The following is an 18,677-nucleotide window of genomic DNA, read 5'->3' as shown; positions in this document are numbered from 1 at the left end:
TAAAAGGCTTTGAAGCAAAGAGTCTGATTGTCAGCTTTTCCAGAATGCCGGGAAGAAAAGTACCAAGATGGTCAGAATTTCCAGTCTTCCCATCAACATACCAAAACTGAGTATCCATTTTGCCAGATCCGGTAGCGGAGAGAAGTTACCGGTTGGGCCTATTACTGAGCCCATGCCCGGACCTACATTGGCAACGGCGGTCACTGAACCTGAAATACTGGTTATTGGATCGAGCCCCAGTGATGCCAGACATGCTGCTATCAGGATAATTGTGGCAAAGAAGGTGATAGCAAAGGCTACTACTGAGCGGACAATATCGTCGTTTACCGGCCGTTTGTTATATCTCTGAACAAAGACACCGGAAGGGTGAACCAGCCTCATCATCTGTTTATTAAGCAGCGTCATGGCTATCTGAAAGCGGAAAATTTTAATCCCGCCGGAGGTTGAGCCAGAACAGGCACCTGCCAGCATCAGGAAGGCAAACAGCACTGTGGGAAGTGCTCCCCATGCAGTAAAGTCTTCTAAGCCATATCCTGTGGTGGTTACTACCGAGACAATATTAAACATTGAAACACGGATAGCATCAGGGAAGCTGTAATCATTGTGAACCTGAAGCCAGATAGCAACCACAAGACTTGAAACAATAAACAGCAGTGAGAACCCCTTCACTTGGGCATCACTGTAGATGGCAACAAGAGAGCGTCTTTTAATGGCACTGACGAACAGCAAAAATGGCAGCCCGCCTAAAAACATAAATACGGTTCCAACCCAGTGAGCACCATCAGAGAAAAGGTTCATGGAGCTGTCGGATGTTGAGTAACCTCCCGTCGACAGGGTAGTAAAGGCGTGGTTAATGGCATCAAAAGGCCCCATCCCTGTGATCAGGTAGCCGATAAAACAGGCTAGTGTGAGGGAGATATAAACCACCACAATATTTTTTGCTACGGTTTTGGCTCTCGGGCTGCTTTTATCAGACCAGTCAGAAGACTCTGTCTGGAACAGCCGCATGCCACCTACGTTCAGCATAGGAAGAATAGCTACTGCCATAACGATAAACCCAATGCCTCCCAGCCACTGCAGGATAGAGCGCCAGAGCAGAATGCTGGGTGCCATATCGTCCAGTCCGCTTAATACCGTTGAGCCTGTGGTAGTAATACCGGACATGGTTTCAAAATAAGCATCGGTGAAACTAATGTGGTTAATAAACACAAATGGCAGGGCAGCAAAGGCACTGGATATGGTCCAGACCAGCGAGGTGATCAGGAACATATCCCTCACCCCGAGCCGGAAAGGTTTCTTTCTGCCCAGAGTAACGCATACAAAGGAGATTGCATGGGTGATAAGAACAGATTTACCAAATTCTAAGAAACCGTCAGTCCCTGACAAAAAGGAGACTAAGGTCGGTACGTACATAAAAAGGGCTAATTTTGATAGCACCAATCCAATAACGAACAGAATAGGCCGCAGGTTTACCATAACTTAAGGTCAAGTGTTATAAGAAGAACGGACTTGGCTGGAACAGCGCTTCAACATCCGGTACATATTTCTTGTCTACCAGGAACATAACAACATGGTCGTCCTGCTCGATAACTGTCTTGTCATGGGCGATAAGTACTTCGTCACCCCGGACAATGGCACCAATGGTTGTACCCGGTGGCAGTCTTAGCTCACCGATTGAACGTCCGACAACTTTAGAGGTAGTTTCATCACCATGGGCTATGGCTTCAATGGCTTCCGCAGCACCGCGACGCAGTGATGATACATTGACAATATCCGCACGTCTTACATGGGTCAGAAGGGCAGAAATAGTGGCCTGTTGAGGAGAAATAGCAACATCAATGGCGCCGCCCTGAACCAGGTCAACATAAGCACCACGCTGGATAAGTACCATCACCTTTTTCGCACCAAGCCTTTTTGCCAGCATGGCGGACATAATATTGGTTTCATCTTCGTTGGTCAGGGCAATAAATACATCGACCTGATCGATATTCTCTTCAGACAGCAGTTCCTGATCGGCGGCATCACCACAGAATACAATGGTGTTTTCCAGCTCTTCGGACAGTTTTTCTGCCCGGGTCAGGCTTCGTTCAATCAGCTTTACACTATGATCTTGATCGAGACGCTTAGCCAGTGAAGCACCAATGTTACCTCCGCCGACAATCATAATGCGCCGGTAAGGCTTCTCTAACCGCTGAAGCTCACTCATTACAGAACGAATATTGTTACTGGCGGCAACGAAGAAGACTTCATCGTCCGCTTCAATAATAGTGGTTCCCTGTGGACGGATAGGCCTGCCCTGACGGAAAATAGCTGCAACCCTGGTGTCAATATGAGGCATATGGTCACGCAGGGTAGAGAGCGCATTACCTACTAATGGACCGCCATAGTAGGCTTTAACGGCAACCAGGCTGACTTTCTTCTCTGCGAAGCTGACCACCTGAAGTGCACCGGGGTACTGAATCAGACGCTGAATATAGCTGGTTACCAGCTCTTCGGGGGCAATAAGGTGATCGACAGGAACTGCGCCTGACTGGAACAGAGCGTCTTTTTCGCGCAGGTATTCCGGTGAACGTATCCGTGCAATCCGGTTTGGAGTGTTAAAGATGGTAAAGGCAACCTGACAGGCGGCCATATTGGTTTCATCAGAGTTCGTTACTGCCACCAGCATATCGGCATCCTGAGCGCCTGCTTCGCGCAGGGTTTCCGGATGACTGGCAAAACCGTTAATAACACGTAAATCATACTTATCCTGCAGCTCACGAAGACGATCGCCATTTTTGTCTATGATGGTGATATCGTTATTTTCGCCAACTAAGTTTTCTGCCAGTGTGCCGCCGACCTGACCTGCACCGAGAATGATGATTTTCATGTTATTTGATCTCTTTAACAATCACTGTTTGGGGAAACAAAACTGCTTTAAGCCTGCTTGGTTAATACGGCGTAATAGAAGCCGTCCATGCTCTCTTCTCCCGGGAGAATTTGTCTGCCCGGTGATGAAATTTCGGAGTCCAGCAATCTGGCATCAGGGGTTCTTTCAAGGAAAGAAGCGACTTGCAGTCTGTTTTCCTGAGGCATAATTGAGCAGGTTGCATATACCATTGTGCCTCCGGCTTTAAGCTGTTGCCACATTGCATCCATGATTTCGCGCTGCAAATCAGATAATGCTTGAATGTCTTCTGCCCTGCGCAGCCATTTTATATCCGGATGGCGACGAATAACGCCGGTCGCGGAACATGGTGCATCCAGCAGAATGCGGTCAAACTTGTCACCTTGCCACCACTTTTCTGGTGTTCTGGCATCTCCACAAACCACTTTTGCAGAAACATTCAGGCGCTTAAGGTTTTCATAGACACGTTTAAGACGGAACTCATCGGCATCGATGGCCACTACCTGACAATCATTTGTCCGCTCCAGTATATGGACGGTTTTTCCTCCGGGTGCTGCACAGCAGTCCAGAATCAGTTCGCCATCCTGAGGCTTAAGGTAATCGACAGAAAGCTGAGCTGCGGCATCCTGAACCGATACCCAACCTTTTTCAAAGCCCGGAAGCTTGCTGACATCACAAGGAGAATCTAATAACAGTGCATCTTCTGCCTGTGAGTGCTTCTCAGCGCTAATGCCCTCTTTTTCCAGCTTTTTAAGGTAACTGTCACATGAGTGATGCTTACTGTTAACCCGCAGCCACATGGGTGCTTTACTGTTATTGGCTTCTATTATCTGCTGCCAGTGTTCAGGGTAGGCCTCTTTCAGAGTTTTCATCAGCCAGCTAGGATGGCCGTACTTACCAGCATCATGGCTGGTGGCCTGTGCATCCAGCTCTTGTTGATTTCGCTGGTAGTTGCGTAAAACGGCATTGATTAATCCGCGAAGCCTTGGTTCTTTCAGGTTTTTAGTTGCTTCTACGGTTTCGCCGACAGCTGCATGGGCAGGAATTCTCATAAAGCTTATCTGGTAGATACCTACTAACACAAGATGGTGCACTACACGCTTTTTCCCTTTTAATGGCTTGTCCATCAATTGATTTGCAATGGACTCCAGACGAGGCAGATAGCGTAATGCGCCATAACAGATTTCCTGAAGCAGGGCATGATCGCGAGGTTTGATGGTTTGTTGGGCTGCCGGTAATGCAGTAGAAAGTGACTGTCCTTTATCTACTACCTGAAAAAGAACCTTGGCCGCAGCTGCGCGAACATTCATTATGTGACCTTAATTTTATCTCTGAAAAGTAAAGGCTGGCAGAGCCAGCCGATGTAAGCATTTAATTAGCTTAGCTGGCTATCTATCTGGAACCAGCTGCTTTTGGAGTTCAGAACATCCTGTACCGACATCGCTTTTTTACCCGGTATCTGAATCTGTTCAAGTACCAGTATCTCTTTAGCGGTACTCACATAAATTCCTGTCTTATCGGCTTTCAATATGGTTCCTGCCGGCTTGTCAGATGTTTCACTTTCAACTCTGGATTTCCACACCTTGATATTGTTTCCGTCTACAGAAAAATAACTCATAGGCCATGGATTGAATGCTCTTACACAGCGTTCGATAAATGCTGCGTCTGTATTCCAGTCAATCTTTGCCTCTTCTTTAGATAGCTTACTGGCGTAATTGGCCAGATGATCTTTTTGCTTTTCAGCAACGGCTTTGCCTGAAGCAATCTCTGAAAGGCACTCTACCAGAGCATCAGGGCCAAGATTGGCCAGCTTGTCATACATTGTGGCGCTGGTATCTTCAGACTCGATAGGCAGGCTGGCGATTTTCAGCATATCGCCGGTATCCAGTCCGATATCCATCTGCATAATAGTCACGCCGGTTTCGCTATCACCAGCCCAGATAGAACGCTGGATCGGTGCTGCTCCGCGCCAGCGCGGGAGGATAGAACCGTGAACATTGATACAGCCCAGTTTCGGTGTATCCAGCACTACCTGAGGCAGTAACAGGCCGTAAGCGACCACCACCATAATATCGGCATTGAGGTCAGCCAACTGCTGCTTAGCTTCATCTGATTTAAAGTTCTCAGGCTGAAAAACAGCAATATTGTTTTCCAGTGCGATGTTTTTTACCGGGCTTGCGGTTAGTTTTTTACCTCTTCCTGCCGGGCGATCTGGCTGTGTATACACAGCAATAACCTCATGGTCCGTAGACAACAACGCCGCCAGATGACGGGCGGCGAAATCAGGAGTTCCAGCAAAGACAATACGTAGTGGCTGACTCAAGGAAACCTCTTTATTTATTTCTTTCGTTAAAACGCTTTATTTTTTCCAGCTTATCTTTAATTCGCTTGCGTTTTAGCGGGGATAGGTAATCGACAAAAAGTTTCCCCTCTAAATGGTCAAGTTCATGCTGAACACAGATGGCTAAAAGATCATCTGCTTCAAAGGTAAATTCTTCACCTTCACGGTTTAAAGCTTTTACGGATACTTCAGAAGCGCGGGGAACTAAAGCTCTTGCTCCCGGCACAGAAAGACACCCTTCTTCAATACCGTCTTCGCCGCGTTTCTCAGTGATTTCAGGATTGATAAGAACCATAGGTTGATCGCGTGTATCAGAAACATCAATCACAACGATGCGCTGGTGGAAATCAACCTGTGTTGCAGCAAGGCCGATACCCTCTTCTGCGTACATGGTTTCAATCATGTCATCAACGAACTTTTGGATTTCAGTTGTTACTGCTTCAACGGGTTTTGCTACCGTACGAAGGCGATCATCCGGAAATGTTAATACTTGTAATACAGACATATACACTCAAAAAATTGAACTGTGCCGAATCGGCTTTACGCCGGGGGCACCAATTCTAGACATTTTAATGGTCAAATGACAGCATCCGGACAGAAATAGCCGTCGGATGTATGTCGGTTCTGATTATTTTACTCTTTTTTTTGTGCTTTTTTTATCCATTTTTTATCCGGGCTGATTTTCAACAGATAAGCAGTTATATCAAGGGGCTTTTTCTTTATTTGGTTAAGCAGACAGCGTGGAAGCAGGGTAGGGGCAGAAATGACAGAGAAAGAGCTATTATGCTGGCTAATGTTAACCTCAGTACCGAAAATAGGTTGCCGAAAGTTAACCAAACTGCTCGCAATGGGTTCAGCTGAGAATATTGTCGGCTATTCTCATAAACACCTAGAAAAACTAGGCTTTTCTGCGCAACAGATTAGCTACCTGCGTTACGAGGCAGAAAAGCACGCTGAACGTTGTTTAAACTGGCGAAACAAAAGTTCATCTAACAATATTGTTACTCCACATAGTCCTGAGTTCCCTCCCTTGCTAAAAGAGATAGCCTCTTTTCCGTTGGTTCTGTTTGTCAAAGGCCGCATTGAGTTACTGAGCTCTGCGCAAATTGCCATTGTCGGCAGTCGTAATGCTTCTCTGGAAGGGCTGAAAGTAGCTGGCCAGTTTGCCGCTATGCTTGCTGAAAGCGGACTGACCATTACCAGCGGTCTGGCACTTGGTATTGACGGCAGAGCTCATGATGGTGCTTTGTCTGTTGAGGGGAATACTATCGCTGTGCTGGGATCCGGGCTGGAATCGGTTTATCCGGCAAAACACAGAGCACTGGCTAAGAGAATAGAATCACAGGGGCTGCTTGTTTCCGAGTTCTGGCCTGATTCAAAACCGCGTGCGGAGCACTTTCCCCGCCGGAACAGGATCATCAGTGGATTATCTCTTGGCGTACTTATTGTTGAAGCGGCTATAAAGAGTGGCTCCCTGATCACGGCGAGATATGCCGTTGAGCAGAACCGCGAAGTATTTGTGGTTCCCGGTATGATTCAAAATGCTAATTGCAGGGGAAGTAATGCCCTTATCCAGCAAGGCGCTAAGCTGGTACAGGATTGTGATGATATTCTGGTTGAAATAGAAAATCACTTAGGCGGGTCATCTAGTTATCAAAACAGCTTGTTTACTGTGCAACAAGAAAATGAACAATTGCCATTTGCTAAACTGTTAGCTAACGTAGGAGTAGAAGCGACACCGGTTGATATTTTGGCACAGAGGACCAATATACCTGTGCATGAAATAATGATGCAGCTTCTGGAGCTCGAGCTTCAAGGGCATGTTGCTGCCGTTTCAGGTGGCTATATTCGAATGAGGAGGGGTTAGCTATGATGGACATATTGATGTATTTGTTCGAAACCTACATCCATAGTGATGCAGAGTTGATGGTGGACCAGGACGAACTTGAAGAAGAGCTTTTAAGAGCCGGCTTCCACCAGAAAGAGATTTATAAGGCTCTGGATTGGTTAGAAGGTCTGGCAGCCCTTCAACAGAGTGAAACCCGTGCGGTTATCGACACCAATGCAGCAACCTCTACCCGTATCTATACGGAAAAAGAGATGGCTCGTCTTGATGTGACCTGCCGTGGTTTTCTTATTTTCCTCGAACAGGTTAATGTACTGACTACTGAGACCCGTGAAATGGTGATCGACAGAGTCATGGGGCTGGAAACACCTGAACTGGCGCTGGAAGATCTTAAATGGGTCATTCTTATGGTGCTGTTTAATGTTCCGGGTAATGAAAACGCATATACCTTAATGGAAGAGCTTCTGTATACCGCAGAGACAGGTATTTTGCATTAGTGCAGGCCTGATTATGAGCGGAAAGATAAACCACCAACTTTTTGAAGCGCACGAGCACGCGCTTGATCATGAACCTTGCCCACAGTGTGGCGGAGAGTTACAGCTCCGCCATGGCAAGCATGGCCCTTTTCTCGGATGCAACCAGTATCCGCAGTGCGACTATATTAAACCCCTTCATCAAAATGATGGTCATATTGTTAAGCCGTTAGGTGTTCCCTGTCCGCAATGTCAGAGTGAGTTAGTTTTACGTCAGGGACGCTATGGTATGTTTATCGGATGTAGTGGCTATCCTGATTGTCAGCATATCGAGTCAATGGAGCAAGAAGCTGATAAGGAACAAACGGATAGTTGTACTTGTCCGGAGTGTAACCGTGGTCAGCTTGTGGAGAGAAAGTCCCGCTTCGGTAAAGTTTTCTATGCCTGCGATAACTTCCCTAAATGTAAGTTTGCCGTCAACCAGCCTCCTGTAATAGGTAAGTGTGAGGTTTGTGGTTACCCACTTCTGCTAGAGAAGAAAGAGGAAGTTCAGTGTGCGAGCAGGAAATGTCAGCATATTCAGGGTAAATAGAGAAAAAGGCGCATGATAAAGCGCCTTTTTTACTACTGAAGTTTATTGATTTAATGCTACATGCAGGCCGGGAAAGCTATCCTTATCTAACCATTTCGATACAGTAAGTAATCGCTCACTAAGCTGCTGTTCGTTATCAGCACAAATATTGATATGTCCCATCTTTCTTCCGGGACGCTTCTCTTTTCCGTACCAGTGAATATGGCAGCTATCCAGAGATAGTAGCTGTTCCGGTAGTAAATCCTGCCCGAGAATATTGACCATGGCGGTCGGGCGAATCAATTCAGTACTGCCAAGGGGCAGACCGCAGACGGCTCGGAGATGGTTTTCAAACTGGCAAACTTCAGCACCTTGCTGAGTCCAGTGACCGGAGTTGTGGACTCTGGGGGCGATCTCATTGACCAGTAGTTTTCCGTCTAGTTCAAAAAACTCCAGAGCCAGAACGCCTACGTAGTTCAGGTTTTCAGCGATAGCTTTAAACATGTCCGTCGCCTGCTGCTGCAGAGCATGTTCAGGCAAGGCGCGGGATACACTTAGAACTCCATCGAAGTGGGTATTTTCTGTAAGAGGGTAAGCTTTAATATCACCTTGCTGGTTACGTACGCCAATTAGCGAGACTTCACGCTCAAACGGAATCATCTGCTCAGCCACAACTGCCTGATGCTCTGTGCTTTTTATGCTGTCAGCCATCTCCTGCCAGACAGAATCTGCTTGATCAACTGACTTCAGACGCCACTGCCCTTTACCGTCGTAACCGCCAAGAGCCGTTTTTAATACCAAGGGAAGCCCGATATTCTCAATGGCTGTGTCTAAGTCTGCCCGCTGATTGATTATGTGGTACTTGGCATTACGGACACCAGATGCATCAAGTAGCGCTTTCTCCACTCTTCTGTCACCACCGGCACGTATCGCCTCAGGATTTGGTAAGAATTTTCCGCTCTTTTCACAGATAGTCAGAATATCTGCAGGAATATGTTCAAACTCAGCAGTAATAACATCAGCCTGGTTAATCGCTTTTTCTAAGTCTGCCTCTATAACAGCAAGCGTCAGAGGATGGACAACATTTTCTGAGCGGACATCATATGCCGATACATCAATATTCAGCGGTGCCCCGGCCAACGCCATCATTCTGGCTAGCTGACCAGCACCCAGTACCAGTACCTGCATGTTAGTCGTCCTCTCGTGGGTCAGGGTTGGCAAGAATGGTTTCAGTCTGGCTATTTCTGAAAGCCTCTACCTTATCTGCTACTTCGTCATCGTGAGTGGCAATGATTTGTGCGGCAAGCAAGCCTGCATTGGCTGCCCCGGCTTCTCCGATAGCCAGGGTGCCGACGGCAATTCCTTTCGGCATCTGCACAATAGACAGCAAAGAGTCCATTCCTTTTAATGCTCTTGACTGAACAGGAACACCCAGCACCGGCAGAGAGGTGAAAGCCGCAGCCATACCCGGCAGATGAGCCGCGCCACCCGCACCGGCAATAATCACTTTAATTCCTCTCTCTTTTGCACTTGTGGCATAGTCGGCGAGCAGTTGAGGTGTGCGGTGAGCAGACACAACCTTTGTCTCATAAGGAACAGCAAACTGATCCAGCATATCCGCTGCCAACTTCATTGTTGGCCAGTCAGACTTTGACCCCATAATTATTCCGACTTTCATCCATGACTCCTGATTCACATTAGATATATGACTGTTTGCGCATTATAAGGTGAAAACTGCGCAAGGAAAACGTTTGCGTAGGGAAAAGTTTATTTATGCTGTAAATAGATTTAGTCAGATTGAATAAGAATTAGTACACTCTTGGAATGGAAAAAAAGCTGACAGATAAAATGACGATTATTGAAAAAGCAGTAGAAGCTCTGGCCGGCGGAGACGTGATCGCCTACCCGACGGAAGGTGTGTTTGGCGTCGGTTGTGATCCCGACAACCCAGAAGCCATACAGGCTTTGCTGGATATAAAGCAGCGCCCTATAAAGAAAGGGTTAATTTTGATTGCAGCCAGTTATGAGCAGATTAAGCCTTACGTTGATGAATCTGAGCTAACTTCTCAGCAGCTTGAACATATCAAGGCCTCCTGGCCGGCACCTATTACCTGGGTAATGCCGGCTAGTAAAAGAGTAAGCCGTCACGTATCCGGGCAGTTTAGTAGCGTTGCCGTACGGGTAACTGATCACCCTTTGGTGCGGGAGGTATGTCTTGCTTATGGCAAACCTATTACATCAACCAGTGCTAATCTGACCGGACAGCCACCCTGCAAAACAACAGCAGAAGTTGAGCAGCAACTAGGGCACACCCCAGTTGTTGTTGTGGCGGGTGAAACTGGTGGTCGTGATAAACCATCTGAAATCAGGGACGCCAAGACACTTAAGGTATTACGACAAGGGTAACTACATGGAAAAGGTAGATAAGAACAGCGTAAAACAGTTTTTACTTTCTTTGCAGGACTCTATCTGCCAACAGCTAGAGCTGGCAGACGGAAAAGAAAAGTTTGTAGAAGATAGCTGGCAAAGGGAGCAAGGTGGCGGCGGAAGGTCGCGGGTACTAAAAGAGGGGGCCGTGTTCGAACAAGGTGGTGTCAACTTCTCTCATGTGTTCGGTGATAAAATGCCGGCCTCAGCAACTGCACACCGGCCTGAACTGGCAGGACGTGGCTTTGAGGCGATGGGCGTCTCTCTGGTTATCCATCCACGCAACCCTTTTATTCCGACTTCTCATGCCAACGTAAGGTTCTTTATTGCAGAAAAAGAGGGAGAAGATCCTGTCTGGTGGTTTGGTGGCGGATTCGATTTAACACCTTTTTATCCTTTCGAACAAGATTGTCAGGAATGGCACGATAAGGCAAAAGAGATCTGTAAGCCTTTTGGTGAAGAGGTTTATAGTGAACATAAGGCTTGGTGCGATCGCTACTTCTTTCTTCCCCACAGAAACGAGACACGAGGTGTCGGCGGTCTGTTTTTTGACGATCTGAACCAGTGGGGCTTTGAAAAGTCTTTCGCTTATATGCAGGCGGTGGGAGAAGGTTATGCTCAGGCATATCTGCCGATAGTTGAAAGGCGCAAGTTAACTGAATTTTCTCAGAGACAGAGAGATTTTCAACTCTACCGTCGTGGTCGTTATGTTGAATTTAATCTGGTATACGACAGAGGCACTCTGTTTGGACTGCAAAGTGGCGGCAGAACCGAGTCGATATTAATGTCTATGCCACCTTTAGCCAGATGGGAATATGATTTCCAGCCAGAAGAAGGCTCTGAAGAAGAGATTCTTTATAAAGAGTATCTGTCACCAAGAGAGTGGTGATTTGGCGAATAGCAGCAGAAGTGATAGGGTCAAAGTAATCCTATCTTATTGAAAAGGCGAAGTTATGGAAGATAAACCTGACAAGTATCTTGTGTTTGGTAACCCGATTTCACACAGTAAATCCCCATTTATCCATACCCTGTTTGCCAGGCAAACTATGCAGAATATGGAGTACACCACTCAACAACCGGAAGAATTTGCTTCAGCTGCTGAGCAGTTTTTCCAACAAGGGGGAAGAGGTTGTAATGTTACCGTCCCGTTTAAAGAAGAGGCGTTCAGTTTCGCAGATCAACTGACAGAAAGAGCGAAACTGGCTGGTGCGGTAAATACCCTTAAAAAGCTTGATGACGGTGGAGTTATTGGTGATAACACCGATGGTGAAGGTCTGGTTCAGGATTTACTGCAAAATCAGGTTATTCTTCAGGGAAGCAGAATTCTGTTGATCGGAGCGGGTGGTGCTGCACGTGGCGTAATAAAACCTTTGCTAGATCAGTCTCCGGAAAAGCTGATGATAGTGAACCGCACTTATGAGAAAGCGCAGCAGTTAGCAGAGATGTTTGCCCGGTATGGATCTGTTGAAGCCATGCCAATGGATCAGGTAAACCAGTCCTTTGATGTCATCATAAACTCAACCTCAGCCAGTCTGTATAATCAGGTTCCTGATATAGGTGGCGCAATATTTACTACCACCAGTGTCAGTTACGATATGGTGTACGGGCAGGGAGTTACTTCATTTAACCAATGGGCTAAAGAACAGGGGGCTGCCAAGGTCTATGATGGCCTGGGTATGTTAGTAGGGCAGGCCGCAGAGAGTTTTATGCTTTGGCGAGGGCTGAGACCCGGAACAAAACAAGTGCTTCGTGAATTAAGAAAAAATCTGCAGGAGTAATATGAACCAGTCAATACTATTTCCTGATCTTCAACAGTGGCTTGCAGAATCAGAGTGTATAGAATTTCCGGCACAACAATCAGGTCACACTATTAGCTGTATTATTTCCGTTAATAAGCTGGCTAAGCTAAGTGGCAAGAACATTGCCGGTGAACAGCAAGCTCTCCTGGTATTTTCTGAATACCGCTTTGATATAGAAGAGCTCGCTGAAGAGTTAATAGAAGAGGAATCATTTAACTCATCTGGTCAGATTGAGATAAGTTAGATATCTGTAAGATACTCATTCTTATTCTGAACGTAGTTTTCTGCTGATTTAGTTAAAAATGCCCGTTCGTAATCTTTAAGGGGGCGGGCCTGCTTAACAGGTGTTCCGACATATAAGTAGCCACTCTCAAGTGTCTTATTGGGCGGGACAAGGCTGCCAGCCCCTATCATTACATCGCTTTCTATTACTGCACCATCTAATACAATCGAGGCCATTCCAACCAAAACCCGGTCTTTGATTGTGCAGCCGTGCAACATAACCTTATGACCTATGGTCACTTCATTACCGATTAGTAAAGGGAAGCCTTCCGGGTTCGATTCATTCTTATGAGTAACATGAAGGACACAACCATCCTGAATATTACTTCTGTTGCCGATACGAATATGATTTACATCCCCTCTTGCTGCAACCAGGGGCCAGACACTGGAATCCTCACCAACGACTATATCGCCGACCAAAACAGCACTCTCATCTATATAGGCTGATTCATCAATATCGGGAAAAATTCCTTTGTAGCTTCTTAATGTACTCATAACCACTCCTTTTGTTAGCTTAAACAAGCATAAATAAAGAACAAAAATTAGTAAAATCAGCCTTTAGTGGGTAAAAAGCAGCCAGACAGTAAAAAAAGTGAATTTATTTCAATAAAAGGGGTTGCCAATGTGATTTCGATCTCTATAATGCGCCCTCACTGACACGGCAGACACCACAAGGGTTAGTCAGCCAAATCAGTTAAGGCACCAGCCTGGCAATGTGACTTTTTCTTACGCTTTTAAAGCGAAGATAAAAAAAGTAAAAAAGTGTTTGACACTTCACATTAAATCGCTAGAATGGCCGCCTCGCTTCACGGAAGCGATGCTCTTTAACAATTTAAACCTATCAATCTGTGTGGGCACTCGTTGATGATAATCAAATTAGAAACTTCGGTTTCGATTCGGTTTCAATGATACGAAGTGACCATTCGAGTTGGAAAGCAGCCTTGAGCTGTTTTGTTTCACTTTTTCAAAAGTGAAAACCAACAAGAGCACAGTCAATTCAAACATTACTTATGTAATGTTCAGTATTCATTGAGCCACAAAAACTTAAATTGAAGAGTTTGATCATGGCTCAGATTGAACGCTGGCGGCAGGCCTAACACATGCAAGTCGAGCGGAAACGGCAACATTGACTCTTCGGATGATTTGTTGGACGTCGAGCGGCGGACGGGTGAGTAATGCTTAGGAATTTGCCCAGTCGAGGGGGATAACTATTGGAAACGATAGCTAATACCGCATACGCCCTACGGGGGAAAAGAGGGGACCTTCGGGCCTTCTGCGATTGGATAAGCCTAAGTGAGATTAGCTAGTTGGTGAGGTAATGGCTCACCAAGGCGACGATCTCTAGCTGGTCTGAGAGGATGATCAGCCACACTGGAACTGAGACACGGTCCAGACTCCTACGGGAGGCAGCAGTGGGGAATATTGCACAATGGGCGCAAGCCTGATGCAGCCATGCCGCGTGTGTGAAGAAGGCCTTCGGGTTGTAAAGCACTTTCAGCAGTGAGGAAGGTGGTAGTGTTAATAGCACTATCATTTGACGTTAGCTGCAGAAGAAGCACCGGCTAACTCCGTGCCAGCAGCCGCGGTAATACGGAGGGTGCGAGCGTTAATCGGAATTACTGGGCGTAAAGCGCATGCAGGTGGTTTGTTAAGTCAGATGTGAAAGCCCTGGGCTCAACCCGGGAAGGTCATTTGAAACTGGCAAGCTAGAGTACTGTAGAGGGGGGTAGAATTTCAGGTGTAGCGGTGAAATGCGTAGAGATCTGAAGGAATACCGGTGGCGAAGGCGGCCCCCTGGACAGATACTGACACTCAGATGCGAAAGCGTGGGGAGCAAACAGGATTAGATACCCTGGTAGTCCACGCCGTAAACGATGTCTACTTGGAGGTTGTTCCCTTGAGGAGTGGCTTTCGGAGCTAACGCGTTAAGTAGACCGCCTGGGGAGTACGGTCGCAAGATTAAAACTCAAATGAATTGACGGGGGCCCGCACAAGCGGTGGAGCATGTGGTTTAATTCGATGCAACGCGAAGAACCTTACCTACTCTTGACATCCAGAGAATTTTCCAGAGATGGATTAGTGCCTTCGGGAACTCTGAGACAGGTGCTGCATGGCTGTCGTCAGCTCGTGTTGTGAAATGTTGGGTTAAGTCCCGCAACGAGCGCAACCCTTATCCTTGATTGCCAGCACTTCGGGTGGGAACTTCAGGGAGACTGCCGGTGATAAACCGGAGGAAGGTGGGGACGACGTCAAGTCATCATGGCCCTTACGAGTAGGGCTACACACGTGCTACAATGGCGTATACAGAGGGCGGCGAACTCGCGAGAGTAAGCGAATCCCAAAAAGTGCGTCGTAGTCCGGATTGGAGTCTGCAACTCGACTCCATGAAGTCGGAATCGCTAGTAATCGTGGATCAGAATGCCACGGTGAATACGTTCCCGGGCCTTGTACACACCGCCCGTCACACCATGGGAGTGGGCTGCAAAAGAAGTAGGTAGTTTAACCTTCGGGGGGACGCTTACCACTTTGTGGTTCATGACTGGGGTGAAGTCGTAACAAGGTAGCCCTAGGGGAACCTGGGGCTGGATCACCTCCTTAAACGATGATTGTGCATTGATGAGTGTTCACACAGATTGATTAGGTTTAGAAAGTGAAGAGAAAGGAATTGCTTTTCCTAGATGGGGCTATAGCTCAGCTGGGAGAGCGCTTCGCTGGCAGCGAAGAGGTCTGCGGTTCGATCCCGCATAGCTCCACCATCTTTAAGTACATTTCTTTTGCAATAAAAAGACGTAAGTGTTCTTAAAAATGGTTTATTTCTTTAATTAGAAAAAATCTTTGCTCTTTAACAATTTGGAAAGCTGACAGATAACAACTTGATTGATTGTTATCTAATTAAAAGTTCTCAAATCCTGAATCTTTCTTTGAAACATAAGAGATTTAGGTACCAACACACATTCAAGTGTTCTTGGAAGCAACATTACTGAGTAATGATGCTTATATTTGAGTCCGGCAAAATCGAAATGTCTCTCGCTCATTCAAATAATGAGAGACACAAACCTTGGTTGTTTGCCATACATAGAAACCTCTTGGGGTTGTATGGTTAAGTGACTAAGCGTACACGGTGGATGCCTTGGCAGTCAGAGGCGATGAAGGACGTATTAACTTGCGATAAGCGTAGATTAGGCAGTAAAAGCCACTTGAGTCTACGATTTCCGAATGGGGAAACCCAACTGCATAAGCAGTTACTGTTAACTGAATACATAGGTTAACAGGGCAAACCCGGGGAACTGAAACATCTAAGTACCCGGAGGAGTAGAAATCAACCGAGATTCCGAAAGTAGCGGCGAGCGAAATTGGATTAGCCCTTAAGCTTTTAATGATGCAGGTGAATGGTCTGGAAAGTCCAGCGATACAGGGTGATAGCCCCGTAACCGACACGTCATTATTAGTGAAATCGAGTAAGGCGGGACACGTGATATCCTGTCTGAATATGGGGGGACCATCCTCCAAGGCTAAATACTACTGACTGACCGATAGTGAACCAGTACCGTGAGGGAAAGGCGAAAAGAACCCCTGTGAGGGGAGTGAAATAGAACCTGAAACCGTGTACGTACAAGCAGTAGGAGCACCTTCGTGGTGTGACTGCGTACCTTTTGTATAATGGGTCAGCGACTTATATTTAGTAGCAAGGTTAACCGATTAGGGGAGCCGTAGGGAAACCGAGTCTTAACTGGGCGTCGAGTTGCTAGGTATAGACCCGAAACCAGGTGATCTAGCCATGGGCAGGTTGAAGGTTGAGTAACATCAACTGGAGGACCGAACCGACTAATGTTGAAAAATTAGCGGATGACTTGTGGCTAGGGGTGAAAGGCCAATCAAACCTGGAGATAGCTGGTTCTCCCCGAAAGCTATTTAGGTAGCGCCTCGGACGAATACTACTGGGGGTAGAGCACTGTTAAGGCTAGGGGGTCATCCCGACTTACCAACCCTTTGCAAACTCCGAATACCAGTAAGTACTATCCGGGAGACACACGGCGGGTGCTAACGTCCGTCGTGGAGAGGGAAACAACCCAGACCGCCAGCTAAGGTCCCAAAGTATAGCTAAGTGGGAAACGATGTGGGAAGGCTCAGACAGCCAGGATGTTGGCTTAGAAGCAGCCATCATTTAAAGAAAGCGTAATAGCTCACTGGTCGAGTCGGCCTGCGCGGAAGATGTAACGGGGCTAAGCTATACACCGAAGCTGCGGCAATATCTTTTAGATATTGGGTAGGGGAGCGTTCTGTAAGCCGTTGAAGGTGAACTGTAAGGTTTGCTGGAGGTATCAGAAGTGCGAATGCTGACATGAGTAACGATAAAGGGGGTGAAAAACCCCCTCGCCGGAAGACCAAGGGTTCCTGTCCAACGTTAATCGGGGCAGGGTAAGTCGACCCCTAAGGCGAGGCCGAAAGGCGTAGTCGATGGGAAACGGGTTAATATTCCCGTACTTCTTACAATTGCGATGGGGGGACGGAGAAGGCTAGGTGGGCCTGGCGACGGTTGTCCAGGTTCAAGTGCGTAGGCTGATTTCTTAGGTAAATCCGGGAAATCTTAAGGCCGAGACACGATGTCGAGCGCCCAAGGGCGTGAAGTCATTGATGCCATGCTTCCAGGAAAAGCCTCTAAGCTTCAGATTGTAAGGAATCGTACCCCAAACCGACACAGGTGGTCGGGTAGAGAATACCAAGGCGCTTGAGAGAACTCGGGTGAAGGAACTAGGCAAAATGGTACCGTAACTTCGGGAGAAGGTACGCTTCTGACGGTGAAGTCCCTTGCGGATGGAGCTATCGGAAGTCGCAGATACCAGGTGGCTGCAACTGTTTATTAAAAACACAGCACTGTGCAAAATCGTAAGATGACGTATACGGTGTGACGCCTGCCCGGTGCCGGAAGGTTAATTGATGGGGTTAGACTTAGGTCGAAGCTCTTGATCGAAGCCCCGGTAAACGGCGGCCGTAACTATAACGGTCCTAAGGTAGCGAAATTCCTTGTCGGGTAAGTTCCGACCTGCACGAATGGCGTAATGATGGCCACGCTGTCTCCACCCGAGACTCAGTGAAATTGAAATCGCTGTGAAGATGCAGTGTACCCGCGGCTAGACGGAAAGACCCCGTGAACCTTTACTACAGCTTGGCACTGAACATTGAGCCTACATGTGTAGGATAGGTGGGAGGCTTTGAAACTGTGTCGCCAGATACAGTGGAGCCATCCTTGAAATACCACCCTTGTATGTTTGATGTTCTAACTTAGCCCCGTTATCCGGGGTGAGGACAGTGCCTGGTGGGTAGTTTGACTGGGGCGGTCTCCTCCCAAAGAGTAACGGAGGAGCACGAAGGTGGGCTAAACACGGTTGGACATCGTGTGGTTAGTGCAATGGCATAAGCCCGCTTGACTGCGAGAATGACAATTCGAGCAGGTGCGAAAGCAGGTCATAGTGATCCGGTGGTTCTGAATGGAAGGGCCATCGCTCAACGGATAAAAGGTACTCCGGGGATAACAGGCTGATACCGCCCAAGAGTTCATATCGACGGCGGTGTTTGGCACCTCGATGTCGGCTCATCACATCCTGGGGCTGAAGTCGGTCCCAAGGGTATGGCTGTTCGCCATTTAAAGTGGTACGCGAGCTGGGTTTAGAACGTCGTGAGACAGTTCGGTCCCTATCTGCCGTGGGCGTTGGAGAATTGAAAGGGGCTGCTCCTAGTACGAGAGGACCGGAGTGGACGAACCTCTGGTGTTCGGGTTGTGTCGCCAGACGCATTGCCCGGTAGCTAAGTTCGGAATCGATAACCGCTGAAAGCATCTAAGCGGGAAGCGAGCCTTGAGATGAGTTCTCCCTGATACTTTAAGTATCCTAAAGGGTTGTCGTAGACTACGACGTTGATAGGCAGGGTGTGTAAGCGTTGTGAGGCGTTGAGCTAACCTGTACTAATTGCCCGTGAGGCTTAACCATACAACACCCAAGGGGTTTTGTTTTGGACTCAAATAGAACATTGAATGTGTAAATAAGACTTTTA

Annotated in this window: 15 protein-coding genes, 1 tRNA gene and 2 rRNA genes; 10 read left to right on the top strand and 8 right to left on the bottom strand. The window is 47.3% G+C overall.

Annotation, left to right across the window (positions count from 1 at the left end; translation table 11 throughout):
- Positions 1 to 30: 30 nt before the first annotated feature.
- From PK654_RS15700 to def, 5 genes are all read right to left on the bottom strand, one after another.
- Positions 31 to 1,476, bottom strand: a complete 1,446-nt coding sequence (locus PK654_RS15700; protein ID WP_271696863.1) for a TrkH family potassium uptake protein — start codon at positions 1,474 to 1,476, stop codon at positions 31 to 33.
- A 16-nt stretch (positions 1,477 to 1,492) separates the two neighbouring features.
- Positions 1,493 to 2,869: a Trk system potassium transporter TrkA gene (gene trkA / locus PK654_RS15695; RefSeq protein ID WP_271696862.1), complete on the bottom strand. Its 1,377-nt coding sequence runs from the start codon at positions 2,867 to 2,869 to the stop codon at positions 1,493 to 1,495.
- Between the two features lie 47 nt (positions 2,870 to 2,916).
- Entirely contained in the window at positions 2,917 to 4,197 is a 1,281-nt protein-coding gene (rsmB, locus tag PK654_RS15690; protein WP_271696861.1) for a 16S rRNA (cytosine(967)-C(5))-methyltransferase RsmB, read from the bottom strand.
- Positions 4,198 to 4,262: 65 nt separating this feature from the next.
- Entirely contained in the window at positions 4,263 to 5,210 is a 948-nt protein-coding gene (gene fmt / locus PK654_RS15685) for a methionyl-tRNA formyltransferase (protein ID WP_271696860.1), read from the bottom strand.
- Positions 5,211 to 5,220: 10 nt separating this feature from the next.
- Positions 5,221 to 5,733 carry a peptide deformylase gene (gene def, locus PK654_RS15680; RefSeq protein ID WP_271696859.1) on the bottom strand — a complete coding sequence of 171 codons (513 nt, stop codon included), beginning with the start codon at positions 5,731 to 5,733 and terminating at the stop codon, positions 5,221 to 5,223.
- 258 nt (positions 5,734 to 5,991) lie between these two features.
- Here def and dprA point away from each other — a divergent pair, with 258 nt between their 5' ends.
- Genes dprA through PK654_RS15665 form a run of 3 tightly spaced genes read left to right on the top strand, consistent with a single transcriptional unit; the run spans position 5,992 to position 8,139 of the window.
- Positions 5,992 to 7,095: a DNA-processing protein DprA gene (gene dprA / locus PK654_RS15675; RefSeq protein WP_271696858.1), complete on the top strand. Its 1,104-nt coding sequence runs from the start codon at positions 5,992 to 5,994 to the stop codon at positions 7,093 to 7,095.
- A gap of 2 nt (positions 7,096 to 7,097) precedes the next feature.
- Positions 7,098 to 7,571: a DUF494 family protein gene (locus tag PK654_RS15670; RefSeq protein WP_271696857.1), complete on the top strand. Its 474-nt coding sequence runs from the start codon at positions 7,098 to 7,100 to the stop codon at positions 7,569 to 7,571.
- 13 nt (positions 7,572 to 7,584) lie between these two features.
- Positions 7,585 to 8,139, top strand: coding sequence for a DNA topoisomerase family protein (locus PK654_RS15665; protein ID WP_271696856.1), 555 nt, complete (start codon positions 7,585 to 7,587; stop codon positions 8,137 to 8,139).
- Between the two features lie 42 nt (positions 8,140 to 8,181).
- On the opposite strand, the gene PK654_RS15660 is transcribed toward PK654_RS15665, so the two are convergent.
- Together PK654_RS15660 and purE are read right to left on the bottom strand one after the other, a co-directional pair.
- Entirely contained in the window at positions 8,182 to 9,306 is a 1,125-nt protein-coding gene (locus PK654_RS15660; protein WP_271696855.1) for a 5-(carboxyamino)imidazole ribonucleotide synthase, read from the bottom strand.
- Position 9,307: 1 nt separating this feature from the next.
- Complete coding sequence (purE, locus tag PK654_RS15655; protein WP_271696854.1) at positions 9,308 to 9,796, bottom strand: 5-(carboxyamino)imidazole ribonucleotide mutase; 489 nt, start codon at positions 9,794 to 9,796, stop codon at positions 9,308 to 9,310.
- Between the two features lie 170 nt (positions 9,797 to 9,966).
- On the opposite strand from purE, the gene PK654_RS15650 reads away from it, so the two are divergent.
- The 4 genes from PK654_RS15650 to PK654_RS15635 all read left to right on the top strand — a co-directional run bounded on the left by PK654_RS15650 (position 9,967) and on the right by PK654_RS15635 (position 12,588).
- Positions 9,967 to 10,524: an L-threonylcarbamoyladenylate synthase gene (locus tag PK654_RS15650; RefSeq protein WP_271696853.1), complete on the top strand. Its 558-nt coding sequence runs from the start codon at positions 9,967 to 9,969 to the stop codon at positions 10,522 to 10,524.
- A 4-nt stretch (positions 10,525 to 10,528) separates the two neighbouring features.
- The gene (gene hemF, locus PK654_RS15645; RefSeq protein ID WP_271696852.1) at positions 10,529 to 11,434 is read left to right on the top strand and encodes an oxygen-dependent coproporphyrinogen oxidase; all 906 of its coding nucleotides are present in this window, start codon (positions 10,529 to 10,531) and stop codon (positions 11,432 to 11,434) included.
- Positions 11,435 to 11,498: 64 nt separating this feature from the next.
- A complete protein-coding gene (aroE, locus tag PK654_RS15640) occupies positions 11,499 to 12,323 on the top strand; it encodes a shikimate dehydrogenase (RefSeq protein WP_271696851.1) in 825 nt (274 codons plus the stop codon).
- Position 12,324: 1 nt separating this feature from the next.
- Positions 12,325 to 12,588 (top strand): DUF1488 domain-containing protein, encoded by a 264-nt coding sequence (locus tag PK654_RS15635; protein WP_271696850.1) that lies wholly within the window; start codon positions 12,325 to 12,327, stop codon positions 12,586 to 12,588.
- On the opposite strand, the gene PK654_RS15630 is transcribed toward PK654_RS15635, so the two are convergent.
- A complete protein-coding gene (locus PK654_RS15630; RefSeq protein WP_271696849.1) occupies positions 12,585 to 13,121 on the bottom strand; it encodes a gamma carbonic anhydrase family protein in 537 nt (178 codons plus the stop codon). The two genes, PK654_RS15635 and PK654_RS15630, sit on opposite strands and share 4 nt — an antisense overlap.
- 551 nt (positions 13,122 to 13,672) lie before the next feature.
- Here PK654_RS15630 and PK654_RS15625 point away from each other — a divergent pair.
- The 3 genes from PK654_RS15625 to PK654_RS15615 all read left to right on the top strand — a co-directional run bounded on the left by PK654_RS15625 (position 13,673) and on the right by PK654_RS15615 (position 18,613).
- A 16S ribosomal RNA gene (locus tag PK654_RS15625) occupies positions 13,673 to 15,224 on the top strand.
- Between the two features lie 82 nt (positions 15,225 to 15,306).
- A tRNA-Ala gene (locus PK654_RS15620) sits at positions 15,307 to 15,382 on the top strand.
- A gap of 342 nt (positions 15,383 to 15,724) precedes the next feature.
- Positions 15,725 to 18,613, top strand: a 23S ribosomal RNA gene (locus tag PK654_RS15615).
- The 16S and 23S rRNA genes sit together here with 1 tRNA gene alongside, the layout of an rRNA operon.
- The last annotated feature ends 64 nt before the right edge of the window (positions 18,614 to 18,677 follow it).

It is taken from the genome of Vibrio sp. SCSIO 43137, assembly GCF_028201475.1.
Lineage (GTDB): Bacteria > Pseudomonadota > Gammaproteobacteria > Enterobacterales > Vibrionaceae > Vibrio.
The sequence above is the reverse complement of the archived record's forward strand: the minus strand, read 5'-3'. Positions and strand labels throughout refer to the sequence as shown.

Bases quoted from the DNA above. Each gene is read 5' to 3' on its own strand.
- PK654_RS15700 (WP_271696863.1), bottom strand. From the start codon at position 1,476: ATGGTAAACCTGCGGCCTATTCTGTTCGTTATTGGATTGGTGCTATCA.
- trkA (WP_271696862.1), bottom strand. From the start codon at position 2,869: ATGAAAATCATCATTCTCGGTGCAGGTCAGGTCGGCGGCACACTGGCA.
- rsmB (WP_271696861.1), bottom strand. From the start codon at position 4,197: ATGAATGTTCGCGCAGCTGCGGCCAAGGTTCTTTTTCAGGTAGTAGAT.
- def (WP_271696859.1), bottom strand. From the start codon at position 5,733: ATGTCTGTATTACAAGTATTAACATTTCCGGATGATCGCCTTCGTACG.
- dprA (WP_271696858.1), top strand. From the start codon at position 5,992: ATGACAGAGAAAGAGCTATTATGCTGGCTAATGTTAACCTCAGTACCG.
- PK654_RS15670 (WP_271696857.1), top strand. From the start codon at position 7,098: ATGATGGACATATTGATGTATTTGTTCGAAACCTACATCCATAGTGAT.
- PK654_RS15665 (WP_271696856.1), top strand. From the start codon at position 7,585: ATGAGCGGAAAGATAAACCACCAACTTTTTGAAGCGCACGAGCACGCG.
- PK654_RS15660 (WP_271696855.1), bottom strand. From the start codon at position 9,306: ATGCAGGTACTGGTACTGGGTGCTGGTCAGCTAGCCAGAATGATGGCG.
- purE (WP_271696854.1), bottom strand. From the start codon at position 9,796: ATGAAAGTCGGAATAATTATGGGGTCAAAGTCTGACTGGCCAACAATG.
- PK654_RS15650 (WP_271696853.1), top strand. From the start codon at position 9,967: ATGACGATTATTGAAAAAGCAGTAGAAGCTCTGGCCGGCGGAGACGTG.
- hemF (WP_271696852.1), top strand. From the start codon at position 10,529: ATGGAAAAGGTAGATAAGAACAGCGTAAAACAGTTTTTACTTTCTTTG.
- aroE (WP_271696851.1), top strand. From the start codon at position 11,499: ATGGAAGATAAACCTGACAAGTATCTTGTGTTTGGTAACCCGATTTCA.
- PK654_RS15635 (WP_271696850.1), top strand. From the start codon at position 12,325: ATGAACCAGTCAATACTATTTCCTGATCTTCAACAGTGGCTTGCAGAA.
- PK654_RS15630 (WP_271696849.1), bottom strand. From the start codon at position 13,121: ATGAGTACATTAAGAAGCTACAAAGGAATTTTTCCCGATATTGATGAA.